The sequence below is a fragment of the Micromonospora sp. LA-10 genome (assembly GCF_051853095.1).
GTDB classification, from domain to species: domain Bacteria; phylum Actinomycetota; class Actinomycetes; order Mycobacteriales; family Micromonosporaceae; genus Micromonospora; species Micromonospora echinospora_A.
The window spans coordinates 4,865,675-4,884,613 of the sequence record NZ_CP195710.1 but is presented as its reverse complement, the minus strand read 5'-3'; the positions used below and the strand labels follow the sequence as shown (position 1 = coordinate 4,884,613).

Below are 18,939 nucleotides of genomic sequence, written 5' to 3'. Positions count from 1 at the left end.
GGCGTCGGAGGTTACGAACTCCGACCCCGGAGGGGAACGTCCAGTTTCCGGGCCGGTGGGGGTACCAGTCGTGGCCGGACCTGGTCTTCTACGGCCGCGGCGACCCGCCGGACCCCCTCGTCGATCCGGTCCAGCGGCATCACCTGGTACCCCAGCCGCAGGTGGTGACGCGGGGTGGGGCGGGTCGTCCAGTACGGCGCGCCGGGGTCGAGCAGGACGCCCTGGCGGCGCAGGTCGACGGCGAGCTGCCCGGCGTCCAGCCCCGGCGGGCCGGTGATCCACCGGGCCAGGCCGCCGCGCGGCACCGGCTGCGGCCCCCAGCGCACGTGCCGCTCGATCGCGCCCGCCATCTCCTCGTACAGCCCCTGGTAGTGGGCGCGGATGCGGCGCACGTGGCGGGCGAGGTCCCGGCTGGCGATCATCCGGGCGAGGGCGCGTTGCATGGGCCCGGGCGGGTGGCGCAGCACGTAGCGGGAGCGGGCCCGCATGGCCTCCACCAGCGCCGGGGACGCCACCACGTAGCCGAGCCGCAGGCCCGGCGCCAGCAGCTTGCTGAAGCTGCCGAGGTAGACGACGCGGTCCTCGTCGTCCAGCGCCCGCACCGCCACCGCGGGCATCCCCCGGAACGTCATCTCCGGGTCGTAGTCGTCCTCGATCACCACGGCGTCCGCCGCGCCGGCCCGGCGCAGCAGCTCCTCACGCCGCGACGCCGACATCGTCGCGCCGGTCGGGTACTGGTGGCTCGGCGTGACGTACACCAGCTCCGCGCCGTGCAGGTCGGCCGGCAGGTCCTCCACGACGAGGCCGTCCTCATCCACCCGGCCGGGCACCACGTCGGCGCCCGCCATCTGCATGATCGTCCGCGCGTCGGGGTAGCCCGGGTCCTCCACCAGCACGACGCTGCCCGGCCGGACCAGGACGCTCGCCAGCAGGTGCAGCGCGTGCGTCGAGCCCAGCGTGATCATCACCTGGTTCGGCTCGGCCGAGATGCCACGCGAGGGCAGCACGTGCTCACAGAGCTGGCGGACGAGCTGCGGGTCGTCGGCCTGGCCGGCGTCCCCGATCACCCGGGACAACCCGTCCTGCCGCAGCGCCTCACGCTGCGCCCGTTCCCACGCGCCGGTGGGGAACATGCCGGGGTCCGGCTGGCCGACGACGAACGGGAACGGCGCCCGCGACCACGCCGGGTCCCGGTGCACGGGGGTGGGCGGCGGCTCGGGCAGCCGCGACTCCCAGTCGATGGGCCGCATCGGGGAGCGGGAGGCCCGTCGCGCGGCCCGCATCCGGACCACCGCCTCGGAGGAGACGTAGAGGCCGCGCCGGGGGACGGTCGCGATCAGGCCCTGCTCCATGAGGCGGTCGTACGCGGTCAGGACCGTGTTCCGGGAGACGCCCAGCGCCTCGGCCAGACGGCGGGTGCTCGGCAGCGGGCCGTCGTCGTACTGCCCGGCGAGGATGGCGTCCTCAAGCCCCGTGATGATCTGCTCGTAGAGCGGAACCGTGCTCTGCGGGTTGACCGGCAGCAGGAAATCCGCCATTTCGACCTCCCCACCTCTCGCGGGGATCTCGCCTCGTCCCGTCGTCGCACTCCTGTGCACATCATTCGCGTCCCGCTGGTACCAGCCTAGCCGGAGACCTGGACCTGTTGCGGAGGGCCCGATCCCGCCAGTCTTGGCCGGGCGATGGCAGGTGACGGTCTCCTGCACGCGGACAGGGGTGGACTAATGAGCGCCCAGCGAATCGCGCTGGTGCCCGGCGACGGCATCGGACCGGAGGTCACCGCGCAGGCGGTCAAGGCGTGCGACGCCGCCGCCCAACGGTTCGGGATCGACCTGGTGTGGGAAGACTACGAACTCGGCGCGGACTACTGGCGGATCACCGGCCAGGTCGTGCCGCCGGACGTGGAGCGGGAGCTGGCCAAGGCGGACGCCATTCTCTTCGGCGCCGTCGGCGACCCGTCGGTGCCACCCGGCGTGCTCGAACGCGGCCTGGTCATCCACCTGCGGACCGCCTTCGACCAGTACGTCAACCTGCGGCCGGTCAAGTTGCTGCCCGGCGTGCCCTCGCCCATCGGCGGGCTGCGTCCCGAGCAGTGCGACCTGGTGATCCTGCGGGAGAACACCGAGGGCGCCTACGTCGGCGCCGGCGGCTTCATCCACCGGGGCAGCCCGGACGAGATCGCCACCCAGGAGTCGGTCAACACGCGCAAGGGGGTCGAACGCCTCATCCGGCACGGTTTCCGGCTGGCGCTGACCCGCCGCAAGCACGTGACCCTGGTGCACAAGGCGAACATCCTCACGTTCGCCGGCGACCTGTGGCAGCGGACCTTCGAGGAGGTCGCGGCGGAGTACCCGGAGATCGCGGTGGATTACGTGCACGTCGACGCGATGTGCCTCTACCTGGTCACCCAGCCGGAGCGGTTCGACGTGGTGGTCACCGACAACCTGTTCGGCGACATCATCACCGACCTCGGCGCGGCCGTGCAGGGCGGTCTCGGCCTGGCCGCGAGCGGCAACCTCAACCCGACCGGGTCGGCGCCGAGCATGTTCGAGCCGGTGCACGGCTCCGCGCCCGACATCGCGGGCCGGGGCTGGGCCAACCCCGCCGGCTCGATCCTCAGCGCCGCGCTGATGCTGGAGCACCTGGGCCACCCGGAGGCCGCGCGCAGCCTGGAGGACGGGGTGAAGGCGGTGCTGCCGCGCCTGGGCGCCATGCGCGGGCCGGAGATGGGCATGTCGACGGAGGACTTCGGGGACGCCGTCGCCGCCGCCATCAGCGAGGACGCGTACCAGGCGGACGCCCTGCGGGCGTAACGCGGATGTGAGCACCGAATCGGCTGGACCGGACGACGGCGGGGATCTCACCCCGCCGTCGCCGTGTTGCGCGCCGAAACGCCCGCCCGCCGCCGCCGGCAACGGCGCGCCGCCGGGTGCGAGCGCCGTCCGTTCGGGGGGTACGGACGACCTCATCGCGCTGCCCGGCGGCGACTTCCTCATGGGCACCGACGATCCGGAGGGCTTCCCGGAGGACCTGGAGGGGCCGGTCCGCCCGGTGACGGTGGCCCCGTTCGAGATCGCCGCGACGCCGGTGACGAACCGGCAGTTCGCCCGCTTCGTCGAGTCGACCGGCTACCGCACCGACGCGGAACGGTACGGCTGGTCCTTCGTCTTCCACCTGCTGCTGGCGCCGTCGGCACGCCCGTACGTGCTCGACGCCGCGGTGCCGGGGGCGCCCTGGTGGCTGGCGGTCGAGGGCGCGCACTGGGCGGCCCCGGACGGGCCCGGCTCGGGCCTGTCGGGACGCGAGCGGCATCCGGTCGTCCACGTCTCCCATCGGGACGCCGAGGCGTACTGCGCATGGTCCGGGACGCGGCTGCCGGCCGAGGCCGAATGGGAGTACGCGGCACGCGGCGGGCTGTCCCAGGCGCGCTTCGCCTGGGGCGACGAGCTGACTCCGGACGGGCGCCACCGGTGCAACATCTGGCAGGGCGCCTTCCCCGCTGTCAACACCGCGGACGACGGATTCGTGGGCACCTCACCGGTGACCGCGTTTCCGCCGAACGGCTACGGCTTGTACGACGTCGCGGGCAACGTTTGGGAACTCACGGCCGAACCCTGGCGCGACCGCCGAGGACACATCTCACCAGGTGAGAGCGTCATCCGGGGCGGTTCGTACCTCTGCCACGACTCTTATTGCAACCGTTACCGCGTAGCCGCACGGAGTCGGACCACCGTTGACTCCTCAAGTGGCAACACCGGATTCCGGGTGGCACGGTAGTCAGACGCCGATTGGTACCTGCCGACCCCGCTGAACTGGCCCTTTTGCATCGCGTAGCACGCTCCTAGTGTCCCGCCTCACAGGCTACGAGCGCCCTTGGCGTTCTTCGCGATGGGACACACGAATGAATCGGCTGAAGATAACGCTGCCCGCCGTGCTGCTCGCCACGGCGCTGGCTCTGACCGCGTGCAGTAGCGATGGTGACTCCGAGACCACGACCGGCGGTGGCGGCTCCGGCAACGGTACGGTCACCCTCGGTGCCTACCTCGAGCCGGTGAGCCTCGACCTGACCGCCGAGGCCGGCGCCGCGATCCCGCAGGTCCTGCTCTACAACGTGTACGAGGGCCTGGTGCGCCAGAACGCGGACACCGGTGAGGTGGAGCCGCTGCTGGCCAGCGAATGGAAGATGTCCGACGACGGCACCAAGTACACGTTCAAGCTCCGCGACGGCGTGACGTTCCACGACGGCCAGAAGCTCACCGCGCAGGACGTGATGTGGAGCTTCAAGCGGGTGACCGCGGAGGGCTCGACGAACCCGTTCAAGTCGCAGATGACGGTCGTGAAGACCGTCGAGGCGCCGGACGCTTCCACGGTGGAGGTGACGCTGTCGCGGCCGAGCCAGAGCTGGCTGTTCGACGTCGCCGGCCGCGTCGGCGTGGTGCTCAAGGAGAACGCCACCGACCTCGGCACGAAGCCGAACGGCACCGGCCCGTTCAAGTTCGACAAGTGGAACCGGGGCGACAGCATCACCCTGGTGCGCAACGACGGCTACTGGGGTGACAAGGCGAAGGTCGGCACCGCCGTCTTCCGGTACATCACCGACGCCAACGCGCTGAACAACGCGATGCTCTCCGGTCAGCTCGACATCGTGGCGAACATCCAGGCGCCGCAGCTGCTCGAGGTGTTCAAGGGCAACAAGCAGTTCGAGGTGGTCGAGGGCAAGACGACCGGTGAGGTCGTCCTGGCGATGAACAACGGCAAGGGCCCGCTGGCCGACGTCCGGGTGCGCCAGGCCATCCGCCACGCGATCGACCACGACGCGCTCATCAAGACCGTCTGGTCCGGGTACGGGACGAAGATCGGCAGCATGGTGCCGCCGAGCGACCCGTGGTACGAGGACCGCACCGGCGACTTCCCGCACGACCCCGCCAAGGCCAAGCAGCTGCTCGCCGACGCCGGTCACGCCAACGGGCTCACCCTGACCATGGACGTCCCGCCGCCCGGCTACGCCCGCGCGTCGGCGCAGTTCGTCGCCTCGCAGCTCGCCGAGGTCGGCATCAAGGTGACCCAGAACAACGTCGAGATGCCGCAGTGGCTCGACAAGGTGCTCGGCAAGGCCAACTACGACCTGTCGATCATCGCCCACGTCGAGCCCCGTGACCTGGTCCGCTACGGCCAGCCGGAGTACTACTACCGCTACAAGAACCCGGCCGTCACGCAGCTCATGAACGAGGCCGACACGGCTCTGGACGCGGCGACCCGGGACAAGAAGTTCGCCGAGGCCGCGAAGGTCATCTCGCAGGAGGCCGCCAGCGACTGGCTCTTCCTGCTGCCGAACCTGGCGGTGATCCGTGACGGCGTCGAGGGCTACCCGAAGGACGCGGTGACCCAGTCGTTCGACGTCACCAAGGTGTCGAAGAAGTAATCCCGCTCCACGCACCACAGAAGGACCTGGTTGGGCCCCGGCCCACCAGGTCCTTCTTCATGCTCCCTTCGGTCCCCGCGTCGTGGCCCGCGCCTCGGCCGTGAGCTCAGGCCCTCGGCTCGGGCTCGCTCTCGGCCCTCCGGGGTCAGACCGCCCTCGGCTCGGGCAGGGACGGGCCGGGCTGGGGTTGGGCCGGACTAAGCCGGACCGGGTTGGCCTCGGCGGGGCCGGGCTGGGCTGGGACGGGACCGGGCCAGCTTGGACCCCGCGATCTTGCAGTTGCGGCCCTCGGCGCGAGCGATCCGCCCCTTTCGCCGGGGCACCAAGTGCAAGATCACGCGAGTGCGGACGGCCGCTGTGGACAGATGAGGCTCGGGAGCGGCTCGCGCTGCCCGGGTTGGGTGCCGGCCGTCGTGGTGCCGGAGTGCGGGTCGGTGGCACCGGGTGTGCCGGGCCAGCCGGCGCATTAGCTCGCCCGTCAGGCGAGGTCGCACTTTCCCCTCGGGCGCGACGTCCGGCCACGTGACACCGCGTGGAAAACCGCGCCGGCTGGCCAGGACGGCCTCTCTGCGGCAGCAGTCCCCTGCTGGACCAAGTAAGGCAGAGCCGCCTCTGGGGCGGCAGCAGTCGCGAATTCCTCGACTTGGAGGACCGCGTCAAGCGGGCCTGCCTCTGGTGCAGCAGCAAATACCGGCTCACCCGACCTGCAGGGGCCACGCAGGCGGCGCCTGGACGGTTCTCATCAGCCCTGCACCCGAATTGCGCCCCCCGTCGACGACAGCGGCAGCCGCGGGACCCGGCCCAGTGGGCCGCCCACTGGGGGCGAGAAGCGGAGCGCACGCAGCGAGGCGGGTTCCGTCCAGGGTGGACGGAACCCGCCTCGATCGTTCACGCGCGCCTAGCTACCGGCGCGACGGTGAGACAGGGTGCGTGTCAGGCGAGCCGGTCGGAAGCCTGCCCCCGGCGGCGACCCCGCAGGTGCATGCCCAGCAGGCCGACGCCCAGGATGCCCGCGGCCAGCAGGCCCGTGGTCACGCCGGTCGGGACGCTGGGGCCACCGGCGTTACCGGAGGCGAGAACCATGCCGTTCTGCGAGTCCTGCTGAGTGGTGTTGCCGGCCGGAGCAGCCTTCGGCTTGGGCTTGGGCTTGCCGTTGTCGGCAGCGGCCGGCGCGGGGACCGGGGTCTGCGCCAGCGCCTGCGACGCCTGGGCGAAGGTCTCCGGGGTCACGGTCGGGGCGTTGCCCTGGGTACGCCACTGCTTGAGCTGCTTCATGCCCTTGCAGGCCGAGGGGTAGCGGTCGCAGTAGCTGGTGCTGTTGCCGATGCTCTCGGACGAGAGGACGGCCTTGGCGATGGCACGGGCCAGCGTGCTGGCGCCGGCGTTGAAGATGGCGTTCAGCTGACGGGTGTCGGCCGGGTCGTTGATCTGCAGCGCCTCGCCCTTGCCAGTGGAGACGGCGAAGACGGTGTCACCGTCGCCCAGGGTGTGGATCGGGCTGATCGCGCGGGCCATGCCGTCGTGCGCGTTGCCGGACATCCGCTGGGCGGCGGCCTTCTCCAGCGGCGCGTTGGTGGCGACCACGGCGATCGTGGTGTTCGCCGGCTGCTGGGCGGCGGTGCTCGGCGGGTTGCACTCCTTCTTCTTGGGAGCCTTGTAGCCGGCGAACTCGTCGCCGATGCCGTACTTGACGCCGTACAGCGTGCAGTCGGCCGGGTCGACCGGGGAGCCAGCCGGGTTGACGATCACCATGGCGCCGACGTAGATGCCGTCACCGAGGTGAACGCTGGCGGTGCCGACGCCGCCGCGCAGGCCGCCGCCGCGGGCGCCGGTGCCGCCACCGACGCCGCCCTGACGGACCGGACCGTCCGAAGTGGCCTGAGCCGCGAGGTAACCCCACTCGGCGGAGGTACGCGCCTTCGGGTCACCGCCGCGGCCGAGGTCGAAGATGTCCGCGGCCGGGACGATCGGGGCCACGCCGCCGGCGCCGACACGTACGCCCTCGCCGCGGTCCTCCAGCCAGCGGATGATGCCGTTGGTGGCGGACAGCCCGTACATGCTGCTGCCGCCGAGCTGAATCGCGTTGACGCCCGGGTTCGAGTTGAGCGGGCTGAGGAGGTCGGTCTCCTTGGTGGCGGGGGCACCGCCACGCTGGTCCACGCTGGCCACCGACATCTGCGGCATGTACACGACCGAGGTGCCGGTCAGGTACGGGGCGATGTCGGACTGGACCTGACCGACCTGGATTCCGGGAACGTCGGTGATGGCGTTGTGGGCGCCTGGCGCGCCGGCGGCGGGATTGGCCGACGCGGGCGACCCGCTGACGAGCACGAGTCCCGGACAGACCAGGGCAGCCGCGGCGAGCGCGGCAAATCTGGACGACTTCATGGAGCTTCTCCCATGCGAAGCACTGCGACTCCCGCCCAGCTTGGGACGGTCGCGGCATTGGTCAACTGCGGAGTCCCCCGTGTACACGACGGTGATGTGGGGGAGGCTACTGGTCAGACCAGTTGAAGGGAAGGGCTGCCCAGTTAATGGCCGATCTTGCATCATCCGAGGTCAGGCCACATCGGGCTGTTTCAGAGCAATACGTCCACCATCGAGCGCCGGGGCTCCGGCACGTACTCGGCGTAGTAGCGGTGCAGTTCCTCCCGGGTCAGCCGGGCGACCTCGTCGGCCTCGCCGGCCCGCATCGCGTCGAGGACGCGACGGTGGTGGGCGAGCGTGCGCTCCATCAGCGCCTCACGGTCCGGTGCCTCGGCGAGCTTCGTGGAGATGAGGTCGAGCACCATGCTGCGGACCGCGTCGAGGCAGAGCACGAGCAGCTCGTTCCCCGACAGACGGGCGACGTGCTCGTGGAAGCGGACGTCCGCGGCGCTGAAGGCCTCGTAACCGTCGGCCATGGCGTCCCTCATCCCCGCCAGCGCCTGCTCCAGCTCGTCCAGCTCGGGCGGGGACGCCAGCCGGGCCGCGACGGAACCGGCGGCCGACTCGATGATCATCCGGAACTGGAGCAGCTCCGCCACGCCCAGCCGCTTGCTGTCCACGACCCGGGCGAACAGCTTGCGCATCGCCGAGGCGGTCGACGCGATCACCTGCGGCCCGAGCGGATCACCGGGGCGCGACCGGATCAGCCCGCTGCTCTCCAGGACGCGCAGCGCCTCACGCACGGTGGACCTGCTGACGTCGAACTGCGTCGTCAGCTCGCGCTCACTCGGGAGCCGGTCCCCCGGCCGCAGATCGCCGGCGGCGATCCGCTCCTCGACCTGCCGGACGATGCCCTCGTACGCCCTCACGGTGCGCACTGGAGCGAACGAGACACCCTTCGGCATGGCGTACCTCCCGACGAGCGGCGGCACGGCGCCGCCCAGAACAACGGTACGGTGCATCCGCCCGCCCGACGGTCGGACCCCGCTCGCCACGACGAGTGCGCAGGCCGGGCGGCGGGTCACCGAAGCAGCCGGCGGGCGCACGGGCCATCATGGTCGGCCCGCAGCAGGCAGCGCCGACCGTCGCCCATCCGCAGAACGGCCATAAGTTGAGGTACCCACGAGGGCACAAGGCTGAAGACATGGCCATCGATCCGCGCTCGCACACGCCGGTCTATGTGCAGCTTGCCGACCTGCTGCGCGAACGGATCGAGTCAGGCGAGATGTCGGCCGGATCGACCCTCGCCAGCGAGGCACGCCTCTCGCAGGAATACGGCATCGGCCGCGACGCCGTTCGCATGGCGATCTCGCTGCTGCGATCGGAGGGCCTGGTCAGCACGAGGCGCGGTCACGGCACCGTCGTCCGTGAGACGCCGCAGCGCAGGCAGGTGGAGCTGGCCGCGGGTGCGAGAGTCGTCGCGCGGATGCCTTACCGATGCCGAGCGCCGGAACATGCTGCTGGACGAGGGCGTACCGGTGCTCGAGATCCACGGCCCGGAGGGCGACGTGGAGTTGCTGCCGGGCGACGAGGTGGAGCTGACCCGCCCGGCGCACGACTGAGCCGGGCGGCGCGCGTCAGGCGGTGGGCGTACCCATCGCCACGTCGTCGACCTTGATGTTGATCTCGTCGACCCGCAGGCCGTACGCCTCGACGGCGGACGCGACAGCGATGCGTACCTCGTCGGTCACCTGCGGAACCGGGTGGCCGGCCTCGATCACGAGGACCAGGTTGATCACGGCAGCGCCGTTGGTGACGTGGGCCGTGCATCCCCGCCGGGCGTCGCCGACCTGGTCAAGTCCGACCCGGTCGAGCACCGCGTTGAAGAACCGGGCCACGTCACCGCCCAACTCCGCCACCCCGGGCACCCCTCGGGCGGCGGCCACCGCGATCTTCTCCACCACCTCGTCGGAGACGTGCGTGGTCCCGCCCGCCACCGCGTCCGGCGTCACCTGAAGTTCCTGGGTCGCCTCGTCAGCCATGCTCTCCCACCCGTCGCACCGCCCCACGCGTCGGCGTGGGGCGGTGCGAGCGTACTAGGCGGAAGCGGTCCGCAGTGGACGGCCACCAGGTTCAGCGCGCCCCGGCCGGCTCCAGCTCGCCGATCCCGTCCAGCCCGCCGGGGGCGCCCGGCGCCGGGTGCGGCCCGGCGTCACCCGCTGCCTGCTCGCGGCGCCGCAACCACCGGTCGACGCCGAGGTTGAGCAGCAGGCCGACCGCGGCCCAGACCGCCACGACGGCAAGGTTCCGCCCGACGCCGACCCCGCCGAAGTAGACGAGCGACCGGGCCGTGTCCACAGCGGCGGGCAGCGGCAGAACGTCCTGGAGCGTCCGGAAGAACTCCGGCACCATGTAGACCGACAGGCCGCCGCCGGACGCGGGCACACCAGCCATCATCAGGACCACCATCATCGGGATGATCGCGGCAAGGCCGAAGGTACGGGTGAACACGGCGGTCACCAGCGACACGGCGAAGATGGTGAGCGCGCCGAAGGCGATCATCTCCAGGGCGTGCCCGTTGACCGCGCCGATGATCACGTCGAACAGCAGCCACAGCCAGGTGGACATGCCGATCGCCCAGCCGCCGAGGATCGGCAGGAACTGGCGCAGCCGCCGGATGTGCGGCGCCCCGCCGCGGAGCACTGCCAGCATCAGGAAGCCGGACATGATCCAGGACATGCCGACGTACAGGCTGTTGCTGCCCATCGTGTCGGTCTCGCTCAGCGGCGACACGTCGGTGACCGCCAGTGGCATCTGCTGCCCGGCCGCGACCTGCCGGAACATGGTCTGCACCATGGTGTGCTGGCTGAACCCGGCGGCCGAGGACGAGTACAGCGTGGCCTCGCCACCGGGCGTGGACGGCAGCACGTACGCGGCGACCAGGTCGCGCGCAAGGATGCGTTCGCGGGCCTCGTCCACCGACGCGGCCACGGAGATGTCGGCAACGCCGTTCAGGCCCGCCCGCAGCCCGGCGGCGGCCCGCTCGGCCTGCTCCGGGACGGCGGCGACCACGGCTACGGGAATGTCGTGGGGCTCCGGCTTGTGCATGGAGAAGCTCATCAGGCCCACCACCACGACCAGGATGCTCAGCGGGAACGCTGCCACCGTCGCGTACCGGAACCGCTTGGACCGCGGCGGCCCGCCGGCCAGCGCGGGCAGCGGCGTGTCCGGGCCGTCGACCTGCGGCGCCTGCGGGATGGGCGCCCCGCCGCGCTCCTTGAGCAGGCAGAGCACCACGGCGGCGACGATCCACGCGGCGAGCGTCAGCAGGTGGACGCCGATGCCCCGCCCGTCGAAGTAGAGCGCCGACCGCAGCGCCTCGCCGGCCGCCGGCAGGGGCAGTACGCCGTGCAGGAACTGGAAGAAGCCGGGCATCGTGTCGACCGGCAGCGCCAGGTTCGACGCGGGCATGCCGAACACGACGAAGAGCAGCATCCCGAGCAGGACCGCCAGCGGCCCCATCAGCTTCGTGAAGAGCAGTTGGGCGAGACCGACGGCGGCGGTGGCGAGCATGCCGACGCCGAGGAACGTGAGGTAGTGGCCGTCCACCGCGCCGACGACCGGACCGAGGATCAGCCAGACGATCGTGCTGGTCAGCGCGGACCAGCCGGCGACCAGCGGGACGAACCGCCGCAGGCGCAGCAGGTGCGGCGTCGCCATCAGGAGCAGGCTCAGCGGCACGTAGCCGGCGAGCATCATGCCCATCGCGGCGAACAGCACGGCGATACCGGCCCGGTCCTCGTCGGGCAGCGCCGCGACCTCCTCGGTCGTGGCCGTCCACTGCTGCTGCACCGCGACCGGGGCGAGGATCTGCTGGGCGGTGGCGGCGCCAGAGGCCCCGGCCGCCGACGCCGTGAAGATCGTCGCTTGGGCCGACCCGGCGGCCGGGAGTTGCAGCGCGCCGCTGATCTCCCGGTCCCGCAGCAGCTCGACCGCGGCGTCCCGGGACGTCACCAGCCGGGCCTCGACCGGCTCTCCCGGGGTGGCGTTGAGTGCGTCCACGACGCCCTGCGCCTTGGCGCCGCTGCCGACCACCGCCACCGGCATCTGCCGGGGGTGTGGCGAGTGCATCGTCGCCATGTAGGTCGCGAACATCATCGTGACCATGAGGAACGGCATGACGAAGAGGGCGACCGAGCGGATGATCCGCTCCTTGCGGTCGGCGGCGTTCGGCTCGGCGGTCGCCGGGTCGGTGGTGGGCGGCACAGGCATGCTCCGGAGGGGGGTTCGCGGCCGCGTCGGCAGCCAGAATGTAAGTCAACTGACTTACGCAGTGTAGGTGACGCCGGCGCCGGACCACGAAACGACTAGGTTTGGCCTGCGCCACAGTCGCGCGGTCCACAAGGTGAGGTGCGGTCATGGCACGGTCGGAGGCAGCCCGCGTCGCGCTGCTCGACGCGGCCGAACACCTGTTCGCCGAGGAGGGGATCGCCCAGGTCTCCGACCGCCGGGTGGCCGAGGTGGCGGGCAACACCAACCACTCCGCGGTGCGCTACTACTTCGGGGGCCGGGAGGGCCTGCTCCGGGCCCTGGTCGCCCGGCACATGGACGCCCTGGCCGAACCCCGCCGGGCAATGCCCGAGCAGCCCGACTCGGTCCTCGGCGACGTACGCAGTCTCGTGCAGCCGTCCATGGCAGTGCTCGCGAGCCTGCCCCGGCCGAGTTGGCGGGCCCGCTTCCTCGCCCAGGCCCTGCACGACCCGACGCTGCGCGGGCTGATGCGCGAGGCGTTCGAGTCGGACTTCGTCGATCTGCCGGCCCGCGCGTCATTGGCGTCACACCTGGCGCACCTCGACCGCGGGGTGGTGGCCGGCCGGGCGGCGCTCATCGCCCGGATCGTCATGACCGCCACCGCCGAAGTCGAGGCGCGCGCCGAACAGGACGGGCAGGACCCGCGCTGGCTGGCCGTCGGCGACTTCCTCGCCGACGCCATCGCCGGCATGCTGGCGGCCCCGGTCAGCCGGCCCGGAGTCGCCAACCCGCTCACCGACGCGCAACTCTGAGAGGCCGACCGGGTGACCCGGCCGGCCGCGGCCTCAGGAGCCGAGCTGCGCGAGCAGGTCCTCGGCTGCGGCGTACGGGTCCAGGGCGCCCTCGGCGACCTTGGCGGCGAGCGTCGGGAGCTGCGTACCGTCGCGCAGCGAACCGATCCGCGCGCGCAGGACGCCCAGCGCGATCGCCTCGATCTCGGCGGCGGCCCGCGTCTCCCGGCGGCGGCGCAGCTCGCCGTGGCGCTCCAGCCAGTCGCGGTGCTTGTCGATCGCGGCGGCGATGTCGTCGATGCCCTCGGCGCGCGCGGCGATCGAGCGCACCACCTGCGGACGCCACTCCCCCGGGCCGCGCTCGCCGAGCGCGATCATGCCCTGGATGTCGCGGACCGTGGCGTCGGCGCCGTCCCGGTCGGCCTTGTTGACCACGAAGACGTCGGCGATCTCCAGGATGCCGGCCTTTACGGCCTGGATCGCGTCACCCATGCCCGGCGCGAGCAGCACCAGCGTGGTGTCGGCCAGCGAGGCCACCTCCACCTCGGCCTGCCCGACGCCGACGGTCTCGACAAGCACCACGTCGCAGCCCGCGCCCTCCAGCACCCGCACCGCCTGCGGCGTGGCGGCGGAGAGCCCGCCCAGGTGGCCCCGGCTGGACATCGAGCGGATGTAGACGCCCGGGTCGGTGGCGTGGTCCTGCATCCGGACCCGGTCGCCGAGGATGGCCCCGCCGGTGAACGGGCTGGACGGGTCGATCGCCAGCACGCCGACCCGGTGACCGCGCGCCCGAAGCGCCCGGACCAGCTCGTTCGTGGTGGTCGACTTGCCCACCCCGGGCGAGCCGGTCAGGCCGACGACCTGCGCCTGCCCCGCGTACGGCGCGAGCGCCGCCGCGACCTGCGGCAGCACCTCGTCACCGGACTCGACCAGGGTGATCAGCCGGGCCACCGCGCGGGGGTCGCCCGCGCGGGCCCGCTCGACAAGCATGGGTACGTCCCGGCTGCGGCGCACCGGGCCGGTGGCCGCCGCCGGGGCGTTCTGTACGTCACTCACAGGTATCAGCTATCAGCTCTCGTCGCCGTTCGGCACATGGATGATCAGCGCGTCGCCCTGCCCGCCACCGCCGCAGAGCGCCGCCGCGCCGGTGCCACCGCCCCGGCGCTTCAACTCCATCGCCAGTGTGAGCACGAGCCGGGCGCCGGACATGCCGATCGGGTGGCCGAGCGCGATCGCGCCGCCGTTGACGTTCACCTTGTCGGCGCCGACCCCGAGGTCGCGGGCGGACTGGATGCCGACTGCCGCGAACGCCTCGTTGATCTCGATGAGGTCGAGGTCGTCGATGCTCAGGCCGCCCTTCTTCAGGGCGTGGTTGATCGCGTTGGACGGCTGCGAGTGCAGGGAGTTGTCCGGGCCGGCCACGTTGCCGTGGGCGCCGATCTCGGCCAGCCAGGTGAGCCCCAGCTCCTTGGCCTTGGCCTTGCTCATCACCACGACCGCGGCGGCGCCGTCGGAGATCGGCGAGGAGCTGCCGGCCGTGATGGTCCCGTCCTTGGTGAAGGCGGGGCGCAGCTTGCCGAGCGACTCGGCGGTGGTGTCCGGCCGGATGCCCTCGTCCTCGCTGATCACCAGCGGCTCGCCCTTGCGCTGCGGGATGACCACGGGGGTGATCTCGTCGGCGAAGTGCCCGTTCTTCTGCGCGGCGGCGGCGCGCTGGTGGCTGGCCGCGGCGAACGCGTCCTGCTCCTCGCGGGTGATGCCGTGCTTCGCGCCGTGCCGCTCGGTGGACTCGCCCATCGAGCAGCAGTCCCAGGCGTCGGTGAGGCCGTCCAGGGCCATGTGGTCCTTGACCGCCACGTCGCCGTACTTGTAGCCCGAGCGCTGGCCGAGCAGCAGGTGCGGCGCGTTGGTCATCGACTCCATGCCGCCGGCCACCACGACGTCGAACTCGCCGGCCCGGATGAGCTGGTCGGCCAGCGCGATCGCGTCCAGCCCGGAGAGGCAGACCTTGTTGATGGTCAGCGCCGGGGTGGACATCGGGATGCCGGCCTCGACGGCGGCCTGCCGGGCCGGGATCTGGCCGGCGCCGGCCTGGAGCACCTGCCCCATGATCACGTACTGGACCTGCTCGGGCGCGACGCCGGCGCGCTCCAGGGCCGCCTTGATCGCGATGCCACCGAGTTTGGTCGCGGGGAGGTCCTTGAGGTTGCCCAGCAGGCGCCCCATCGGGGTCCGCGCGCCGCTGACGATCACCGAAGCCATTGCCTGCCTCCGAGGGGTGCCGACCTGTACGCCTTAACGATTGTTCGGTCAGACTAGCGTCATGGCTGAGAACTCCCCCGTCGAGCCCGCTGCCGAGTTTGTCACAGACATCGGCCTGCGCCGCATCGACCACGTCGGGATCGCCGTCGGCGACCTGGACGCCGCGATCGACTTCTACCAGCGCACGTTCGGCATGCGCTGTGTGCACACCGAGACCAACGACGAGCAGGGCGTACGCGAGGCGATGCTGGCGGTCGGGCCGGACGCCTCCGGCGGCATGGTGCAGCTGCTCGCGCCGCTGTCCCCGGACACCACGATCGGCAAGTTCCTGGACAAGCGCGGCCCGGGCATCCAGCAGGTCGCGTACACGGTGGCGGACATCGACGCGGCCTGCGCGGCGCTGCGCGAGCGCGGCGTTCGGCTGCTGTACGACGCCCCCCGGCGCGGCACGTCGAACTCCCGGGTCAACTTCGTGCACCCGAAGGACGCCGGCGGCGTGCTGATCGAGCTGGTCCAGCCCGCCTGAGACGCAAGGAAGGGCCCCTTCTTAACAGACGTCTGTTAAGAAGGGGCCCTTCCTAACAAGTGGGAACGCGCGCGGCAGTGCGCGCTTGCACGTTCCCACGGACACCTCCACGCATCGGCCGATGCAGTTTTTCACAGAGGGCTTCCCGCTTTAGCTACCGTTAAGTAACGTCCGCCGGACAGGAGCGCGACCGGTGCCGGAATGTGTCGATTGCCGACATGGCGGTCCCGTCGCACCGGCGCCGACGATGGCAGCACCCCTGCCCGCGGTGTGCGGGTGCGGACTAACGGGAGGTCACCGTGCAGGACATCCTCGAAGCGATCATGGCGGCGGAGGGTTCGTCGCAGCCGGAGCGGGAGCTCGCCGGGATCGCCGGCCTGCCCGTGCCGGAGAGCTACCGGGGCGTGGTGGTGCGCGCCGAGGACACCCGCATGTTCGACGGCATGGCCACCCGCGACAAGGACCCGCGCAAGGCGCTGCACGTCCAGGAGGTGCCCACCCCCGAGCTGGGCCCGGGTGAGGCCCTGGTCGCGGTGATGGCGAGCGCGATCAACTACAACACGGTGTGGACCAGCATCTTCGAGCCGCTGCCCACGTTCAAGTTCCTCCAGCGCTACGGCCGGCTCTCCGAGCTGACCCGCCGCCACGACCTGCCGTACCACGTGGTCGGCTCGGACGCCGCGGGCGTAGTCCTGCGTACCGGGCCGGGCGTGACCAAGTGGAAGGCCGGCGACGAGGTGGTCGCGCACTGCCTGTCGGTCGAGCTGGAGGACTCCGCCGGCCACGACGACACGATGCTCGACCCGCAGCAGCGGATCTGGGGCTTCGAGACCAACTTCGGCGGCCTGGCCGAGCTGGCGATCGTCAAGGCCAACCAGCTGATGCCGAAGCCGCGCCACCTGAGCTGGGAGGAGGCGGCCAGCCCGGGGCTGGTCAACTCCACCGCGTACCGGCAGCTCGTCTCGCACCACGGCGCGAACATGAAGCAGGGCGACGTGGTGCTTATCTGGGGCGCCTCCGGCGGCCTCGGCGGCTACGCCACCCAGATGGCGCTCAACGGCGGTGCGATCCCGGTCTGCGTGGTCTCCTCGCCCGAGAAGGCCGAGCTGTGCCGCAAGATGGGCGCCGAGCTGGTCATCGACCGCACCGCCGAGGGGTTCAAGTTCTGGTCCGACGAGCAGACCCAGGACCAGGACGAGTGGCGCCGCTTCGGTGAGCGCATCCGCGAGCTGACCGGCGGCGAGGACCCGGACATCGTCTTCGAGCACCCGGGCCGGGAGACGTTCGGCGCCAGCGTCTACGTCGCCAAGAAGGGCGGCACGATCGTCACCTGCGCCTCCACCAGCGGTTACATGCACCAGTACGACAACCGCTACCTGTGGATGCACCTCAAGCGGATCGTCGGCAGCCACTTCGCCAACTACCACGAGGCGTGGCAGGCCAACCGGCTGGTCGCGCTCGGCAAGGTGCACCCGACCGTGTCGAAGACCTACTCGCTGGAGCAGACCGGCCAGGCCGCGTACGAGGTGCACCGCAACGCGCACCAGGGCAAGGTCGGCGTCCGGTGCCTGGCCCCCGCCGACGGTCTCGGCGTCCGCGACACCGAGATGCGCTCGCGGCACGAAAGCGCGATCAACCGCTTCCGCGGCCACTGACCGTACGGCCGTCCCGGATTGCCTTTCCGGCCGACCCGGGCGCCATTCGACCGGCGTACGCACAAAAGGGCCGCGGGTTCCGACCCGCGGCCCTTTTCGCGCCGCCTTCCCCGCAGAAGCCCGACCCGTCCGACCCGCCCGGGACCTGCCAAGATCGCCACTTGGTCCGGTCCCACCGGCCGACCGAGTTGACCATGTAAACAGGACGCGAAAGGTGCCCACCGCTCTTGCGAACCACCCTGGGGCGTCTGCCAGTATGTCCCAATGCCCCAGCAGCAGTCCTCCCCTCTTGCGTTCTTCGATAACGCGAACTCACAGCCCGATTTCACCGTGGGCCTGCGCGGTTACAACACCAACCAGGTCGACGACTTCATCGGCCGCCTCACCGCCGCCCTGAGCCAGTCCGAGCAGGCCCGCGCCGAGGCCGAGCAGCGGATGAACGACGCTCAGCGCCGGCTGCGGCAGGCCGAGCAGCGCCAGAGCGCGCTCGAGCAGAAGCTCACCGAGACCAACAAGCAGCTCGAGGAGAACAGCCGGCCGACCCTGTCCGGCCTGGGCACTCGCGTCGAGCAGATCCTGCGGCTGGCCGAGGAGCAGGCCAACGACCACCGCAACGAGGCCAAGCGCGAGTCGGAGGGCATCCTCTCCGCCGCCCGCCTCGAGGCGCGGGAGATCACCGACAAGGCACGCGCCGAGGCGGCCGCCATGAAGGCCACCGCCGAGCGCGAGGCCGGCAGCGTCCGTACCGCCGCCGAGCGCGAGGCCGCCGAGGTCCGGGTGCAGGCCCGCCGCGAGGCCGACACGCTGCGCGCCGACGCCGACCGGGAGACCAAGCAGCTGCGTACGGTCACCGCGCACGAGGTGGCCGAGCTGAAGTCGACTGTCGAGCGGGAGGTCGCCACGCTGCGTGCCACCGCCGAGCGGGAGATCACCCAGCAGCGGGCCAAGGCCGCCCGGGAGGCCGAGGAGAAGCGCGCCGAGGCGACCAAGCTGCTCACCGACGCGCGCGACAAGCGCGACAAGGACCTGCAGGCGCTGGAGCTCCAGCTCGCCGAGCGGCGCGAGAAGGCCGAGCGCGAGGAGTCGGAGCGGCACGCCGCCCAGGTCTCGCAGACCCAGAAGCTGGTGAACGAGGCCGAGCAGCGGGCGCGCGCCGCGCAGGAGCGGGCCAAGGAGATCGAGCAGCGGGCCGAGGCCCGGCGGGTCGAGTCCGAGCGCACCGCCAACGAGACCGTCGACAAGGCCAAGGCGCTGGCCGACAAGACGCTCAACGAGGCGCGTGCCGAGGCGCAGCGGGTGCTCAACGAGGCCCGCACCGAGGCCGAGCTGACCACGCAGGCCGCTCGCCGCGAGGTCGAGGACCTCACCCGCCAGAAGGACGCGGTCACCTCGCAGCTCGGGCAGATGCTGTCCGGCCTGGCCGGCATCGTGCCGGGCGTCCCGGCCGGCGGCAAGGGCGAGACCCCGAAGGCCGACGCCTCCGGGCAGAAGGTGACGGCCGAGTCGGCCGGCTGACCGATTCACCCGCTGTCGGGGGCATGAGCCACGGCGCGGGGTGACGCCGGGTGACCGGTGTCGCCTCGCGCCGTCATGCTGTGCGGGCCCGTTTCGCCAGGAGGGTGAAGTAGCTCCCAGAAGGGGCGTCCGTATCGCCCCAGCAGAACC

The 18,939-nt window shown here is 71.6% G+C and carries 14 protein-coding genes and 1 pseudogene; 8 read left to right on the top strand and 7 right to left on the bottom strand.

Annotated features, from left to right (window positions below; translation table 11 throughout):
* Window positions 1-11: 11 nt before the first annotated feature.
* Window positions 12-1,538 carry a PLP-dependent aminotransferase family protein gene (locus tag ACSDG8_RS23055; RefSeq protein WP_210893894.1) on the bottom strand — a complete coding sequence of 509 codons (1,527 nt, stop codon included), beginning with the start codon at window positions 1,536-1,538 and terminating at the stop codon, window positions 12-14.
* Window positions 1,539-1,724: 186 nt separating this feature from the next.
* On the opposite strand from ACSDG8_RS23055, the gene ACSDG8_RS23050 reads away from it, so the two are divergent.
* From ACSDG8_RS23050 to ACSDG8_RS23040, 3 genes are all read left to right on the top strand, one after another.
* Window positions 1,725-2,813: a 3-isopropylmalate dehydrogenase gene (locus tag ACSDG8_RS23050; protein ID WP_210893892.1), complete on the top strand. Its 1,089-nt coding sequence runs from the start codon at window positions 1,725-1,727 to the stop codon at window positions 2,811-2,813.
* A 7-nt stretch (window positions 2,814-2,820) separates the two neighbouring features.
* Window positions 2,821-3,777: a formylglycine-generating enzyme family protein gene (locus ACSDG8_RS23045; RefSeq protein WP_210893890.1), complete on the top strand. Its 957-nt coding sequence runs from the start codon at window positions 2,821-2,823 to the stop codon at window positions 3,775-3,777.
* A 124-nt stretch (window positions 3,778-3,901) separates the two neighbouring features.
* Window positions 3,902-5,422: an ABC transporter substrate-binding protein gene (locus ACSDG8_RS23040; RefSeq protein ID WP_210893888.1), complete on the top strand. Its 1,521-nt coding sequence runs from the start codon at window positions 3,902-3,904 to the stop codon at window positions 5,420-5,422.
* 933 nt (window positions 5,423-6,355) lie between these two features.
* On the opposite strand, the gene ACSDG8_RS23035 is transcribed toward ACSDG8_RS23040, so the two are convergent.
* Both ACSDG8_RS23035 and ACSDG8_RS23030 read right to left on the bottom strand, forming a co-directional pair.
* Complete coding sequence (locus tag ACSDG8_RS23035) at window positions 6,356-7,810, bottom strand: P1 family peptidase (protein ID WP_210893886.1); 1,455 nt, start codon at window positions 7,808-7,810, stop codon at window positions 6,356-6,358.
* A gap of 191 nt (window positions 7,811-8,001) precedes the next feature.
* Window positions 8,002-8,718, bottom strand: a complete 717-nt coding sequence (locus tag ACSDG8_RS23030; RefSeq protein ID WP_307856233.1) for a FadR/GntR family transcriptional regulator — start codon at window positions 8,716-8,718, stop codon at window positions 8,002-8,004.
* 185 nt (window positions 8,719-8,903) lie between these two features.
* Between ACSDG8_RS23030 and ACSDG8_RS23025 the strand changes: the two are divergent.
* Window positions 8,904-9,155: pseudogene (locus tag ACSDG8_RS23025) on the top strand (GntR family transcriptional regulator); the annotation flags it as partial.
* A 271-nt stretch (window positions 9,156-9,426) separates the two neighbouring features.
* Here the strand turns inward: ACSDG8_RS23025 and ACSDG8_RS23020 are convergent.
* Together ACSDG8_RS23020 and ACSDG8_RS23015 are read right to left on the bottom strand one after the other, a co-directional pair.
* The gene (locus ACSDG8_RS23020; protein WP_091422729.1) at window positions 9,427-9,831 is read right to left on the bottom strand and encodes an Asp23/Gls24 family envelope stress response protein; all 405 of its coding nucleotides are present in this window, start codon (window positions 9,829-9,831) and stop codon (window positions 9,427-9,429) included.
* Between the two features lie 91 nt (window positions 9,832-9,922).
* Window positions 9,923-12,061, bottom strand: coding sequence for an ABC transporter permease (locus tag ACSDG8_RS23015; RefSeq protein WP_439427238.1), 2,139 nt, complete (start codon window positions 12,059-12,061; stop codon window positions 9,923-9,925).
* Window positions 12,062-12,207: 146 nt separating this feature from the next.
* Between ACSDG8_RS23015 and ACSDG8_RS23010 the strand changes: the two genes are divergently transcribed.
* Window positions 12,208-12,852, top strand: coding sequence for a TetR/AcrR family transcriptional regulator (locus ACSDG8_RS23010; protein ID WP_210893879.1), 645 nt, complete (start codon window positions 12,208-12,210; stop codon window positions 12,850-12,852).
* 33 nt (window positions 12,853-12,885) lie between these two features.
* On the opposite strand, the gene meaB is transcribed toward ACSDG8_RS23010, so the two are convergent.
* Both meaB and ACSDG8_RS23000 read right to left on the bottom strand, forming a co-directional pair.
* A complete protein-coding gene (meaB, locus tag ACSDG8_RS23005) occupies window positions 12,886-13,821 on the bottom strand; it encodes a methylmalonyl Co-A mutase-associated GTPase MeaB (RefSeq protein WP_247678428.1) in 936 nt (311 codons plus the stop codon).
* A 78-nt stretch (window positions 13,822-13,899) separates the two neighbouring features.
* Window positions 13,900-15,093 carry an acetyl-CoA C-acetyltransferase gene (locus tag ACSDG8_RS23000; protein ID WP_210893875.1) on the bottom strand — a complete coding sequence of 398 codons (1,194 nt, stop codon included), beginning with the start codon at window positions 15,091-15,093 and terminating at the stop codon, window positions 13,900-13,902.
* A 61-nt stretch (window positions 15,094-15,154) separates the two neighbouring features.
* Between ACSDG8_RS23000 and mce the strand changes: the two genes are divergently transcribed.
* The 3 genes from mce (at window position 15,155) to ACSDG8_RS22985 (ending at window position 18,789) form a co-directional block, all read left to right on the top strand.
* Complete coding sequence (gene mce / locus ACSDG8_RS22995; RefSeq protein WP_210893873.1) at window positions 15,155-15,619, top strand: methylmalonyl-CoA epimerase; 465 nt, start codon at window positions 15,155-15,157, stop codon at window positions 15,617-15,619.
* A gap of 299 nt (window positions 15,620-15,918) precedes the next feature.
* Window positions 15,919-17,274, top strand: a complete 1,356-nt coding sequence (gene ccrA / locus ACSDG8_RS22990; protein WP_210893871.1) for a crotonyl-CoA carboxylase/reductase — start codon at window positions 15,919-15,921, stop codon at window positions 17,272-17,274.
* Between the two features lie 264 nt (window positions 17,275-17,538).
* Window positions 17,539-18,789 (top strand): DivIVA domain-containing protein, encoded by a 1,251-nt coding sequence (locus ACSDG8_RS22985; protein ID WP_073830529.1) that lies wholly within the window; start codon window positions 17,539-17,541, stop codon window positions 18,787-18,789.
* Window positions 18,790-18,939: the final 150 nt, after the last annotated feature.